Here is a 13,076-nt window from a genome sequence, read left to right on the forward strand (position 1 = left end):
GGATAAATCTAGGGGGTTTTTCCCAGATCCAGGTCAAAATCAGGTTCAGTTTAAGCTAAACTCAACCCATTCCCGTTCTCACCGGACTTGCGCCGAAATCCCGGGAGGAATCATCCTTTTTCTCAAAAAAAAGGACCGGATGCTCAAGAATAGACCTCTTGCAAAATTCCGGATTGCTCCCGCCACCCCCCTTAAATTAAATCCCCCTCCCGTCCTCCTTTCCAAGGGGGAAGTCAGAGGAATAACTATTTAATTCTAGGGGTGCTTAACAGATGTAGGCAAGAGGTCTAATCAATCGCCGCTTTCGACTCAATTGCAGTGATCATGGAACAACAACAGCCCGAAGATGTAGCGGCTTACAACGAACGCTCCCTCAATACCCTATCGAGGGCGATCGCTTTGTCTGCCGAACAATTTGCCATCATTTTGGTGCGGTGCAATTATCGACATTTACAAACAGAAATGCTGCAACGACTGCGGGAACGATGTCCGGTTTCTGTGGCAGAAATCCATTTACCCCCCTTAAGTACGACCTTATTGGGTAAAATGATTGAGGAATTTGGGGAATTGCCCTCACTCCCCGGGGTCATGGTTCTGGGATTAGAATCGGCTGTGGCGATCGATGAATTATTAATTTCCATTGATTTAGTTCGGGACGAATTTCGCAAGCAGTTTCCCTTCCCTTTAGTGTTCTGGGTCACCGATGATTTGCTTCATCGTATCACCCAATTTGCTCCCAATTTCAAAAGTTGGGCGGGACCTTCCATTAAATTTGAAATTCCCACCCCTCAACTCATCCAACGCTTACGCGAAACCGCTGAAAATTTATTTAACTGTATCCTAGAAGCGGGCGCAGACCAACTACAAGTCGGCGCTGCTATGGAACTTTTAACCCACACCCATCGCCAGGAAATTGCCTGTGCTATTAAAGATATTGAACGGGCAGGGGAGAGCCTAGACCCCTACTTACAAGCTTGTTTAGATTTTGTGCGGGGTTGGAATGCCTACAGTCATGATGAATTGGCAACCGCCCGCGAATTTTACCAGCGTAGTCTCGCCTTTTGGGAAAAAGCCGTTCCCCCAGTCCCTGCTTCAGGGAATCTAACCGAAGAAGGCTCTAACCTCCATTTAGAACGCTATGGCTGCTTGCTGTTTTATCTGGGGGCCTGTTGGCATCGGGAAGCCCTGTTACATCGCGGCGTCGCCCAAGCTGCCTACGGACAAGCGCGAGACTATTTTCGGCACTGTGTCGCCATCTACCAACAAGCCCACCGCCCGGATTTGATGGCAAAATTTATCAATGCCCTGGGGGAAGTGCTGCAAAGACTCCGGGACCGCGATGGATTGGAAGAGGTGGCATTGATTGCCACCCAACTGCATCAAGAATATCCCGACCCGATCGCTGAGGCGCAGGATTGTGGCTATTGGGGGGAAGTGGCCCTGTGGAACTCCCAATGGGCGATCGCCAAGCAGTCCGCTTTAAATGCCCTCCAGATTCTGGAATCGTACCGCGCCACGACTCTCACACCGGCAAAACGCAGTTTCCTAGAATGGTCCGCCCAGTATCATCGAGGATGGTATTTATTATTATTAGGCCGATCGCTCTCGGCACTCAGTGAGAGTCAAAACGCCATTGCTACCCTAGAAAAAGCCAAATCCCACACCCAACCGGAATGTAATCCTCAATTATACAGCGAAATTCTCCAAGAATTGCGATCGCTCTACTTCAACCGGGGCGATCGCCTCACCGCTTTTGCCCTCAAACAAGAACTCTACGCCCTGGAACATCAGTATGGATTTCGCGCCTTTATCGGTGCACAACCCCTGCAACCCCAACTCCATCCTCTGAATCCTACCCAACTCCTGCATTTGGGCATGGGCGATCGGCCCTTTCCCCAGAAGCGCTATGCCGGGTCCAGTCTCACGGGACGAGAAGCGGAAATCGAATGTGCGATTACTCGGATTGGCCGTCCCGACTATAAACTCACCTTAATTCATGGTCCCGCAGGCGTCGGGAAATCCTCCCTCTTATCCGCCCAATTAGCCCCTGCCTTACATCAAAAACAAATCGGACTTCATCTGGCATTACCCCTGGTTATCCCCATTCAAGGGGATTGGTTTCCCGACGCACTTGAAGTATTTAATCGCACCTTTGGTCAGATGGGATTACCCCGGGTGGAAATATCAGGTGAGCAGAATCGTATCCCCATTCTGCACAGCCTCTGCGATCGCCTCGGAGAAAATGGCGATCGCAATATCTTAACCGCCCTACTGTTTGATGTGGATGCCGACTTATTTGATCCCGCCCATGAGTCACACCGCCACCTGTTTTATGAATTTTTGCACGATTGCTTAAACCTTCCTTTTGTCAAAGCGATCGTCTGTTTGCGGACTGAACATTTGGCTGATTTATTAGACAACGAATCCTTGCGATCGCTAGAATTTATCAACCGAGAGACGCGAGAAACCTTGTGCTATCACTTGCAAGACTTATCTCTGGACGCGGCTCACCGGGCAATCATGGCCTTAACAGAACAGGCTGAGATTCCCCTAGAACCCGAACTAGGCGAGCAATTAGTCCGAGATTTAGCCCGAGGTACTAGCGCCGAAGTGCGGGGGTTCATGTTACAGTTAGCGGGCACCCAACTGGAAGCCGAACAGATTACCACCCTAGCGGAATATCAACAATATGGCGGCAAAGCCGCCTTACTCCGACGAGGCATCCGTGAAGCGATTTCTGATTGTGGCATAGAAAACACCCAAATTGCCCGATTTGCCCTCCAATCCCTCGCCAAACCGACCCCAGACTGTGAACAGTCCCCCACCATGCCTTATCCCTGCTGCAAAACCCTAGAAGAACTCCGAACTGAAATCGGAGGCAGTCCGAAACGATTACACATAGTCCTAGAAATCTTAGTCCAGTCCGGCTTACTGTTTCGTCGATACGATACCCCAGTCCCCCGCTATCAACTGGTTGATCAGGAGATTTGCCGGATGGTATGGCAGGGGTGATACAAAATATAATTTGCATTAAAAACCGTCACCTTCGGCCTGGGTTAAGAGAAAATGAGCTTTTAAAAACCCGTTTAGTATAAAAACGGGGTAAATTTGATGAGTTGCGATCGCCCTTACAAATCTAACGGTTGCAGCAGGGCGATCGTATTACAGCCAATATAACCCACGGCCAAGGGGGATTTATCCGCCAATAAGGCTAGAACATTGTGTAAGGCTTGGGGCAGAGTCGCGCCATAGACTTGCCAGAGGTTCTCACGCAGTTGAGTGATAATCCGATCGCCTGCTATATCATCAGTTCCAGGTCTAACGAACATCAGCGATCGCCAGACTTTAAAATATCTAATATCATGACTCTGCACCACCCGTTTCATTTCCGCTGTCGCACGTTCCACTAATTCATCCCGGACTGCTTTCATCACGATGGGTTGCAACGTGAAGGCAGATGACTCTTCCCCAAACCAGGATTCTAACAGCGATCGCCGCTCTAAACTGGCAATTCCTTCTAATAACGCTGCCGGATCGACTAACACTACAAAATGGGTTTGCAGTCGGCAAAATGAAACGGGTTCTTGCCAAATTGCTAACCAGTAGAGAATTTCTTGTTCTAAATCAGACAGGCGTTCCAATTGTTGGTGCAACAGGGTTCTTAATCTATCGCCGACAATTAGGGTATTTTGATTCAAAAAGGCAGCGACATTTCCTCCAAATACGCTCTGAATCAAGGGAGTAACAATTTTGAGTGCGAACGGATTCCCCCGATACAGGTGAATTAAGGGTGATAGTCCTAATTCTTTCCCAGTCAATCCTCGGGATTTCAACAAGTCTAAAGCCGCTGTATTTCGTAATCCCAAAAGCGTTAAACCCCGGATGGTTTTGCCTTCTAGGGGGACCGTCGGGGGTTGTTCACGACTGGTAATTAGAATGCAGCTTTGATGGCGATCTCGACTTAAGGTTTGGAGGAAATGACTATATTCTTTCTCTAATTCCGGTGATTGCAAGACGGTTTCTAATCCATCTAAAATCAGCAGATAGCGGCGGTGTTTGAGATGGTGGAGTAATTGGGTTATGCCTTTGGCAAGATTGGTGACGGCGGTTCCTTCTAAGGTGGAGAGGAGACCGTCGAGAAGTGCTTCCACAGAGGGGGAATGGTGTAGCGATCGCCAGATTACTCCTTGAAATTGCAGTTGAATTGAGTCAGCAAAAGCGAGAGCAAGAGCAGTTTTTCCGATGCCACCAATGCCGGAAATCAGGATGAGTTTAGCCGTGGAAATCCACTGTTCCAGTTGCACCAATTCGCGATCGCGTCCGAAAAATGAGTCTAAATCGGGTGCTTCCTGCCAGTCTCGGATTGGGGGAGACTCGGGAATCGCGGGATCAAAATCCGCTTCACATTGTTCGGCGATCGCCTGCCAGTCGCTAATCCCTACAGCGGCACAAATGGCGATAAAAATTTCCCGTTGGATGCGATCGCCATGCCAAAATCGGCGTAATGTAGCGCGGGAAGTATGAGCATCTTGCCACCACCGCGCGGTACTTGTTTTTGTCCAACCCAAACGCTTTCTAGCGCGATCGGCGATCGCCAATCCTTCCATCGATGCCTTCAGCGACTTTGACATACTTCAGACCTATCGAGGAATAACATGAACCTGTGAACTGTGAGGGACAATTAATGATAAAATTCTACGGAGGTAAAAACCCCCGTAGAATTTAGTATTAATCGCAATTGTCTGATCCAGTTTTTTATGCCAGTCCGACTAACTTAGCACTGAGATCCCACATCCGCTTACCATTATCATTATCCCGCGCTTGAGGAGAAACCCGTTGAACGAAAGATTTTCTATCTTTTTTCTGACGATTTCCCCAACTCCAATAAGCGCCGGATTGTTTGTATTCCGGCTCGGCAACCACGTCCGCTACTCGTTCTCCCGCTAAATCCTGAGATACATATCCTTTAGTAATGTATTTTTGGAAAAGGGGAAAGATTTTTTGAAAGAGGGGATAATGGTTCCGGAATAAGGGCGTTTCCGCAACACATCCAGGATAGAGAGAAGTGAAGGTAATTCCGGTTGATTCATGATAGCGTTCATGAAGTTCCCGCATAGTTAAAACGTTGCAGACTTTGCTATCTTTATACGCTTTAACGGGTTCAAATTTCTTGCCATCAATCATCGAGTAAGGTTCTTTGAATCCTTCGGCAAACCCTTTGAAATCGCCTAAATCGGGACGCGGTGGAATTTTGCCCCCCAGTTCATCGGGGTTGTGGGTGACGGTTCCCAGGATGATCATGCGCTTATCCGGCGCAGGCGATCGCTTCATATCCTCCAACATGATATTACAAAGGAGGAAATGACCCAGGTGATTTGTCGCGACACTGAGTTCATACCCTTCAGGACTGCGCAAGGGTTCCTTGATTAACGGCATATAAATCGCCGCATTGCACACCAAAGCATCCAGGGTCCTCCCGGTAGCGCGGAAGTCATTGATAAACTGACGCACGCTTTGTAAGGAGCCTAAATCGATATGGAGTATCGTGTAGCTGTCCGGAGACATTCCCACAGACTGGGCCGCTTTTTCAGCTTTGGCTAAATCCCGACAGGCCATGATCACGTGCCATCCTCGTTTCGCCAGGGCTTTCGCGCCGTACAAACCGACCCCGGAGGATGCGCCCGTGATGACGACCGTTGACTTTCGATCTTGTTCCATCGGTAGAGAAATGAGTTGACCGTTGTTGACTAGATCTAGGATCTCATAATGCGATCGCGATGGTAAACTAAATTTTTTTGGGGTCCTGGGGTCCCGTAGCCGGGGTCCCTATTGAAAATTCCCCAAGGGGTCATGTCGGGAGATCCTGACTTGAACTGGGCGATCGCAACCCAAAAATCAACCCCCTCAACTCCAAACGCGTTGCAAATTCAACACAAACCCCGGTAACACCCTTTCCCCGGATAATTGACTCGGATTCACCACTATTTCTACCCCTTGTCCCGCCCGATAAATTTCTACTTGTCGCTGTTGCGGGTCAATTAACCATCCCAATTCTGTGCCATTGTCAATATACTCCTGTAACTTGCTTTGGAGTTTTACCAAACTGTCCGACTCCGACCGCAATTCAATCACAAAATCAGGAGATAAAGGAACAAACCCTTTCCGTTGCGCTGGGGTCAATGCTTGCCAACGTTCTATACTCACCCAAGCCGCATCGGGAGAACGATTCGCACCATTGGGGAGAGTAAATCCAGTGGAGGAATCAAACGCAATCCCATTTCCTCCTTCTTCCTCAATCCATTTGACCAAAAAATAGGAGATTCTGATATTACGATATCCCGTTTCGCCGCCAGTGCGGGGAGTCACAATCAAGTCTCCGGTTGCAGTCCGTTCTAGTTTTAAATCAGGGTTGACAGCGGCGATCGCAGCAAATTGCGCTGGGGTCACTTGAAGGTTTAGGTCCCAGGGTAATTGCAAGGTGACAGTTTCCGATTTTATAGGGGTTGCGATCATGGTTTATCATCCTTGCGTTTATTTACAGAATTTGATGAATCGTCTCGATAATCTCCTCGATAAAATCAACTGCTTCGGCGACTGAAACTGAATCAATATTGCGGCGACTGCCAATCCCATAAGTCGGATCAATGTCAGCTTCATGGGCGATTTGGTTCCGGCGATCGACTATTGCCCTGAGTTCTTGTTTAATGTCCTTTTGCAGTTTACCCATTTGATTCGCCACCTCTTCCCACAGTTTTTTATCAGAAATTAATCGAATAGCATCTGCTATTTTGTCCGGGTGTTGAAAACTCTGATATCCTAAGCGTTCACGAATTTCATCTTCTAGCCAAGCTGTATTATTTAGCTGATTTTGGATACTCGTGGCGATCGCAGGTAACAACGCTGACACAGTATAAGACTGTTGTAAAAATGCTGGTCCTTGTATTTGAGCAATGTCCTTTTCTAGCCAGGAGACAATATCTAATGCTTTCAATCGGTCCTGTCTGGCACCCCCTAATGAAACTTGAAAGCGAGAAAATGATGATTGAGCATTGTTTGGGGGAGGGGTGGGTTCCAACCGTTGACCTCGTTGAATCTCCAGCATTCCCAACGTTACAACTTCATGAATATAGTAATCCAAAGCGCTCACCCCTAATACAAGGGCCGAGCGCAACATATCCGATAAATCTAAAGCAGTCGTCGATTGAGCATTAAGCGAGTTATGAAGAGCAATCAAGTCTCTCACCCGACTGATGCTAATCCGAAATTTGTCAAGCGCTGACTGCATAAGCCGTAGAAGTTAGTCCGATAATTTTATCAGCTAAATCCGAAAATGTATTTTTAAAATACTCCTGCTTTTTCTGATTATTTGTAAGTGCCTTTCCTTGGTATCCTAATTGCTGAGGGGTTAAGTCATAAATTGGCACTTGATGTTCCTGAGATTTTGCGATCAAGCTATTAAAATTTGAAATTTTAGTTAAGCAAAAGTTGTCATTAATTTTTTGATTAAAATACTGTTGTTCTGGCAACATCATATTATGTTTTTTTAAAATTGGAACTAATTTAGAGCTAACATCATACTCTATTTTTTGGATCCAAGTTTCAAATGCTCTTGTTTCTCTCCCATTAATGATCCGGAAATTTTGCACAATAATACCTAAAAATTTAAGGTTAACATCGGGGAATGGATAGGTCGCATCTTTTAAGATTTGAAGCGAATTCGCTCTAGTAGCCCAAGCGTACCATTTCGGTAAGACTTTTGTCAAAGAGTCAATTGCCATGACTGAAAAAAAATCAGCGGTAGTTGGAACTATGAAAAAGTCGCTCGTCATCAGTATATTTTGATTGATTGCACCCAAGCTAGGACTCATATCAATTAAAATATAATCAGCTTCAAATTTTTCCGCTGTTTTATCCAGCAAATCGCTGATAGAACCGGGTAAATTTCTGAGGGCATGAATCGATCCACTGAGTTCCTGAGCAATCCCTAGAGTCGCTTCATATTCAGCAAATCCTACATGACCCGGGAGTAAAAATAACCCCTCTTGGCGCTTATTGGGAATACAGTCTACAGCTTCAATAGCTTTAGGCTGGGATTCAAAAGCCGGGGCCAACCCTTTTTTGATATTAGAATAGGTATGATAAATTCCTTCTATTCTCGCTTCATCATCTTCCGTTTCTTCCCCTAATGTCATCCCCGTCAGATTACACTGTGGATCTGCATCCACCATAATGACTCTCTTACCCTTTGAGGCCAGCATCCAACCCAGGTTAAAGGTGGTGGTTGTCTTGCTTACTCCGCCTTTGTGATTAAATAAGGCAATTTTTTGAACCATTGAATCAACCTCCAATTAATTGGTTAATTTTTTTATTGAAATGTTTGCTATCTCAAGGCAATCAGCATTTGAATTCTGTAATCTTGTTTTGATTTGAATGGTCATTATAGCATTTTCGCTCATTGCTGTATCACCCTGGCTGACAAGTTTTGGCATTTCAACTGAAATAGGGTAAAATTTAATACTTTTGAGTTTACCATACTGGTGAACCCACAGCAACTCTGGTCTCGACCCACCCTCCACCCCTAAACCAGGGACTGAGCACAAAACTGAGCACAAGACTGAGCAGATTTCTCCCGGGAACGGGATTAGAGTGAAGACAGCACAGAAATGGAGGTCAATCTTATGTCTCAGATGCTCGATCGCCAACCGGCTGGTTTATATGTTCAAACCCCTGACTTCCAGCAAATTGAGTTTCCTCTCAAACATACGGAAGTTAGCGCTCAAGTTGCCGGAAATCTCTCCCGGGTGGAAGTGACCCAAACCTTTGAAAATCCCTTTACGACGACTTTAGAAGCGGTCTATATTTTCCCGTTGCCCGATGAGGCGGCGGTGGATGAAATGTTAATTAAAATTGCCGATCGCACCATCAAAGGTCACATCAAACAACGAGAAGAAGCGCAACAGATTTACCAGCAAGCAAAACAACAGGGCCGCACTGCCGGACTCTTAGAACAAGAACGAGATAATATCTTCACTCAATCCCTGGCTAACATCCAACCCGGTGAGCAAATTGATGTGATTATTCGCTATTCGGCCAGTCTGAAATTTGACGGGGGAAATTATGAGTTTGTTTTTCCAATGGTGGTCGGTCCCCGCTATATTCCCGGTACTCCCATTGGGGAAAATGCGGTGGGTTCAGGGTCGGCACCGGGGCCGATGTCTCAAAATCAAAATACCGATTTAGTTCCCGATGCTGCTCGATTAAATGCGCCTATTTTACCGGCGGGAACTCGTTCCGGTCATGATATCAATATGACGGTAGAAATTGATGCCGGAGTGAACATCCAAGGGGTACGATCGCCCTCTCATCAATTGCATATTTCTCAGGATGGACAACGGGTACTTGTGGGTTTAGTTGGCAGTGATACGATTCCCAATAAAGACTTTATTCTCCGCTATCAAGTAGCCGGAGAAACCACCCAATCTACCGTTTTAACTCAACAGAATGACCAAGGGGGACATTTTGCTCTGTATCTCATCCCGGCCCTGGACTATGCCCCAGAAAAAATTGTCCCCAAAGATGTAGTCTTTTTAATTGATACGTCGGGTTCTCAAATGGGTCCTCCGTTGCGCCAATGTCAAGCCTTAATGTGCCGCTTTATTCAAGGGCTAAACCCCAATGATACTTTTAGTATTATCAATTTTGCTAATACAACCCAGCAACTCTCTCCGGTTCCCCTTCCGAATACCGGCCCAAATCAATCTCGGGCGATTTCCTATATTAATCAATTGAGTGCGGGCGGCGGAACGGAAATGTTGCAGGGAATTCAAGCGGTGCTAAATTTCCCGGTGACCGATCCAGGAAGGTTACGGACGATTGTCCTATTAACCGATGGATATATCGGGAATGAAAATCAAATTCTATCGGAAGTGCAGCGCCATTTAAAACCAGGAAATCGTCTGTATAGTTTTGGTGCGGGAAGTTCGGTGAATCGGTTTTTGCTGAATCGGATTGCAGAAATTGGACGGGGGATTTCTTATGTAATTCGCTATGATGAAGCACCGGATGCAACAGTAGAACGGTTCTTCCGACAGATTAATAATCCAGTTTTGGCTAATATTCAGGTGACTTGGGAAGGTGAGGGCGAGTCTCCGGTGATTTATCCAGCGATCGCACCGGATTTGTTTGCAGAACAACCCCTGGTTTTATTTGGACGCAAAGCAGATGCTGTGCCGGGAACTTTGCAGGTGTCGGGAATGACGGCTGGGGGAATCCGCTATCAGCAACAGTTTGAGATGAATTTTCAGCCCAAAGGGAATCCGGCAGTGGCTCAATTGTGGGGACGGTCCCGGATTAAAGCCTTGATGAATCAGATGGTGAGTGGAGAAACCAAGTCCGGAGTTGAAGCAGTCACCCAGACGGCGATCGCCTATCAATTACTATGCCAATATACAGCCTTTGTTGCCGTTAGCGAGGAGGTGCGCACGGATCATCCCGAGGCATTGGTTTCGGTGCAAGTGCCGGTGGAAATGCCTGAAGGAATTACCCATGAGGGGGTTTTTGGTTTCATGGGCACTGTAGGCGCAACCGATCCGGCGACAACAGTACAGAAGAGTGCGATCTCTCCTCAGCGCGCGATGGCACCGAGTCCTTCCCTAGAGATCAATTTTCTTCCAGAACGGTCAGAGTACATCCCTCCCACTGGGCGATCGGTTCAATCCCTGGCAAAGTCCAAGTCTTTCACACCCTCGATGCCACAACGCTTGGTGGAAAAGGTGCGATCGCTGTTTTCCGGAGAATCCTCCGACAGTGGGGATGCTGATGTTGCCGATATGGATATGGAGGGACAATTCCCCCTTGGTAGTCTTGGTGAGGCGGAAGATGAATCGTTATCAGTTCCCAAATTTGAGGCCCCTCCTCAATTGGCAGCCCCTTCAGAATCGGGTAAACTCACTTTTCAAGCGCCACAACCGCCAATCCCGCGATTGCGGTTAGAGATTGTGAGTGTGACAGGATTAGAAGCTGAGGCGATCGCCTTGCTGACTCAACATCTACAATCGATACCGCTTCCTCCGGGGATGAGTGGGGAACTGGTTTGGGAGTTGCGGATTACTCAAGGACAAGTTAAACAGGTGATGCTGGATGATGAGCAGTCTTCTGGGGATGATCCAGAACTGATTGAGGTGATCCGGCGATCGCTGTTTACCTGGCGATCGGGACTCTCCCTCTCCACTACCGTACTACTGCGGGTGAGGATTTCTGCTTAGAGTATTACCGCGATAACCGGAAGATTGCCACAACCGACATTGCACCCGGGACCCAAGGCGGGGGGTAACGACAAATACCATCGGCAAACGAGCCTTTAACCCCCCGCCTTGTTCTTTTTCTCTGGGCGATAGAAATCTTTACAATTAATTTAGTTTTTTCTGTCCTCAGAGGCTAGTCAAAACCAAAGCACCGTGCTATCTTTATTAAACCGCTTTTCCAAATGAAGTCAAAAGCGGTTGAACGACGATGCTATTGCCCAAGCTTCAAACCGTCCCCAGTGGAGTTAGCTGAAGTCAATCGATAGCCCGTCCTAAAGTCCGAGTGGGGAGTGAGAAAAGTTCGCCTGTGCTCAGGTTACAGCGCCGATCGCTGTTCTGAAAGCAGAGCGGTTCAGTCTTAAGGCAAACCATTGGCTACAATCTCGGGTAAACATCCAGCGCCGTTAGGGTCGGTGGAAATGGATACATCGATTGATTGATCTCAGAGACAGAAAACCCCGAGTCATCCTCAGCGTAACCCGTTGAATTGAACCTCGCCGTTAACCGCATCAACGAGTATTTACCAATCCGGTTCCCGTCCATTTGTACTGGGCTGATCAAAGCTTAAGGGGGTTTTGGATCTTGCACCGGAAGTCAGATCTCCCAACCCAGATGCCAAAACAAACGCCCCAGGCACGAGTTTAGAAACGGAAGTCTAGGGCGACGCAAAATTCGGATTTAGAAATCTACCTTAGATTCTGCTATCTTCCCTGCCTGGAGGTAGAGGTAGTTGAGTGATTTACGCCGAATAATTTTAATCAATAACAAAACAAAAGGTTGAAAAAAAAAATTGTGAAATTCTCTAACAATTACGGACATTTGGTCAAATTTTTACAAGAGGAGTTGGCGCTGTCGCCTTCTTCCATCGATATGGCCCTACGTCATGGAGAACAAAATCTCGGTCCTTTACCGATGATCCTGTGGCAGTATGGGTTAGTTTCCCTAGAACAGCTTGAGCGAATCTTCGACTGGTTGGAGAACCGAACAGTGATCGACGGAAATTTCTAAATCGGAGGATCAACCCGGATGAGACTTGATAGAACTGAGGATGCAGTCAATCGTGAGCATTAAGGTTTTACCTGGAAACAGTAAGTGGGCGATCGCATTCTTGTCTAAATTCAATAGAAAAATTTAAGATTTCCGATTCTGACCTAGAAACGGAAATCTTTTTAAGTATTGAATGAATCCGTTCGCTATCCAGGCGGGAATAGGCCATGTGATAGAGTCAGTTGATAGAGAAAGGGCGATCGCCTTGGCACCGCACCCTCCCCTACAACCATCTGATCATTCCAGCCTCAATTCTTAAAAAATACTAAAATTTTAAAAACAAATCCGTGACGAGCCTGGGATTGAAGCTAGAGAGGTTGTCGCGAAACGTGCTTTTCAAAGTAAGCTTGGGTTTGTTGTAATAACTGTTCTCGACTATCGCCAGCGGCTTGAGTCAGCGTCGGGACTAAATTCCGCGCTTGTAACGTCATGTGAAGCTGTAGGTGTGCCACATACTCACTGATATCTTCACGAACGATAGCAGAGTGGTGTTGATTCAGATTGTTAGCCAAAGTGTTCTCCTTACCTCAACTCGCGTCAAGTCCAATATCAATAAAAGTTACCATTAGTTGTACAAAACGTCTAGCTTTGCAACAAAGCTTAACGTTAGGGACTCCTTCTGTCGCGTTCTGTAACGTTTTGATTGCCACCGCTATTACAAATCGGGTCTGTGCAGGGGCCAAGTGGCTCCCTCCCCCCATTGACCGAGGGACCCCTAAAGACCAG

9 protein-coding genes are annotated in these 13,076 nt (G+C 46.9%); 3 read left to right on the forward strand and 6 right to left on the reverse strand.

Annotation, left to right across the window (positions count from 1 at the left end):
* Positions 1–324 precede the first annotated feature (324 nt).
* Positions 325–3,012 (forward strand): hypothetical protein, encoded by a 2,688-nt coding sequence (locus NG796_RS12325; protein ID WP_261207076.1) that lies wholly within the window; start codon positions 325–327, stop codon positions 3,010–3,012.
* Positions 3,013–3,128: 116 nt separating this feature from the next.
* On the opposite strand, the gene NG796_RS12330 is transcribed toward NG796_RS12325, so the two are convergent.
* The 5 genes from NG796_RS12330 to NG796_RS12350 all read right to left on the reverse strand — a co-directional run bounded on the left by NG796_RS12330 (position 3,129) and on the right by NG796_RS12350 (position 8,333).
* Positions 3,129–4,631 (reverse strand): NB-ARC domain-containing protein, encoded by a 1,503-nt coding sequence (locus NG796_RS12330; protein ID WP_261207077.1) that lies wholly within the window; start codon positions 4,629–4,631, stop codon positions 3,129–3,131.
* 124 nt (positions 4,632–4,755) lie between these two features.
* On the reverse strand, positions 4,756–5,718 hold the full coding sequence (locus NG796_RS12335; protein ID WP_261207078.1) for a protochlorophyllide reductase: 963 nt from the start codon (positions 5,716–5,718) through the stop codon (positions 4,756–4,758).
* A 186-nt stretch (positions 5,719–5,904) separates the two neighbouring features.
* On the reverse strand, positions 5,905–6,513 hold the full coding sequence (locus NG796_RS12340) for a Uma2 family endonuclease (RefSeq protein ID WP_261207080.1): 609 nt from the start codon (positions 6,511–6,513) through the stop codon (positions 5,905–5,907).
* A gap of 22 nt (positions 6,514–6,535) precedes the next feature.
* Positions 6,536–7,285 (reverse strand): HEPN domain-containing protein, encoded by a 750-nt coding sequence (locus NG796_RS12345; RefSeq protein ID WP_261207082.1) that lies wholly within the window; start codon positions 7,283–7,285, stop codon positions 6,536–6,538.
* On the reverse strand, positions 7,269–8,333 hold the full coding sequence (locus tag NG796_RS12350; protein WP_261207083.1) for a ParA family protein: 1,065 nt from the start codon (positions 8,331–8,333) through the stop codon (positions 7,269–7,271). Before NG796_RS12350 ends, NG796_RS12345 begins: the two co-directional genes overlap by 17 nt.
* Before the next feature lie 345 nt (positions 8,334–8,678).
* Here NG796_RS12350 and NG796_RS12355 point away from each other — a divergent pair, with 345 nt between their 5' ends.
* Together NG796_RS12355 and NG796_RS12360 are read left to right on the forward strand one after the other, a co-directional pair.
* Positions 8,679–11,264: a VIT domain-containing protein gene (locus NG796_RS12355; protein ID WP_261207084.1), complete on the forward strand. Its 2,586-nt coding sequence runs from the start codon at positions 8,679–8,681 to the stop codon at positions 11,262–11,264.
* Between the two features lie 831 nt (positions 11,265–12,095).
* Complete coding sequence (locus NG796_RS12360) at positions 12,096–12,311, forward strand: DUF2949 domain-containing protein (RefSeq protein ID WP_261207085.1); 216 nt, start codon at positions 12,096–12,098, stop codon at positions 12,309–12,311.
* Between the two features lie 347 nt (positions 12,312–12,658).
* Here the strand turns inward: NG796_RS12360 and NG796_RS12365 are convergent, their stop codons facing one another.
* On the reverse strand, positions 12,659–12,862 hold the full coding sequence (locus NG796_RS12365) for a hypothetical protein (protein ID WP_261207087.1): 204 nt from the start codon (positions 12,860–12,862) through the stop codon (positions 12,659–12,661).
* Positions 12,863–13,076 lie beyond the last annotated feature (214 nt).

Source organism: Laspinema sp. D2d (assembly GCF_025370755.1).
Taxonomy (GTDB): domain Bacteria; phylum Cyanobacteriota; class Cyanobacteriia; order Cyanobacteriales; family Laspinemataceae; genus Laspinema.

Excerpts from the sequence above, each read along its gene's own strand:
- NG796_RS12330 (WP_261207077.1), bottom strand. The coding sequence starts at position 4,631 with ATGTCAAAGTCGCTGAAGGCATCGATGGAAGGATTGGCGATCGCCGAT.
- NG796_RS12325 (WP_261207076.1), top strand. The coding sequence starts at position 325 with ATGGAACAACAACAGCCCGAAGATGTAGCGGCTTACAACGAACGCTCC.
- NG796_RS12340 (WP_261207080.1), bottom strand. The coding sequence starts at position 6,513 with ATGATCGCAACCCCTATAAAATCGGAAACTGTCACCTTGCAATTACCC.
- NG796_RS12355 (WP_261207084.1), top strand. The coding sequence starts at position 8,679 with ATGTCTCAGATGCTCGATCGCCAACCGGCTGGTTTATATGTTCAAACC.
- NG796_RS12350 (WP_261207083.1), bottom strand. The coding sequence starts at position 8,333 with ATGGTTCAAAAAATTGCCTTATTTAATCACAAAGGCGGAGTAAGCAAG.
- NG796_RS12335 (WP_261207078.1), bottom strand. The coding sequence starts at position 5,718 with ATGGAACAAGATCGAAAGTCAACGGTCGTCATCACGGGCGCATCCTCC.
- NG796_RS12345 (WP_261207082.1), bottom strand. The coding sequence starts at position 7,285 with ATGCAGTCAGCGCTTGACAAATTTCGGATTAGCATCAGTCGGGTGAGA.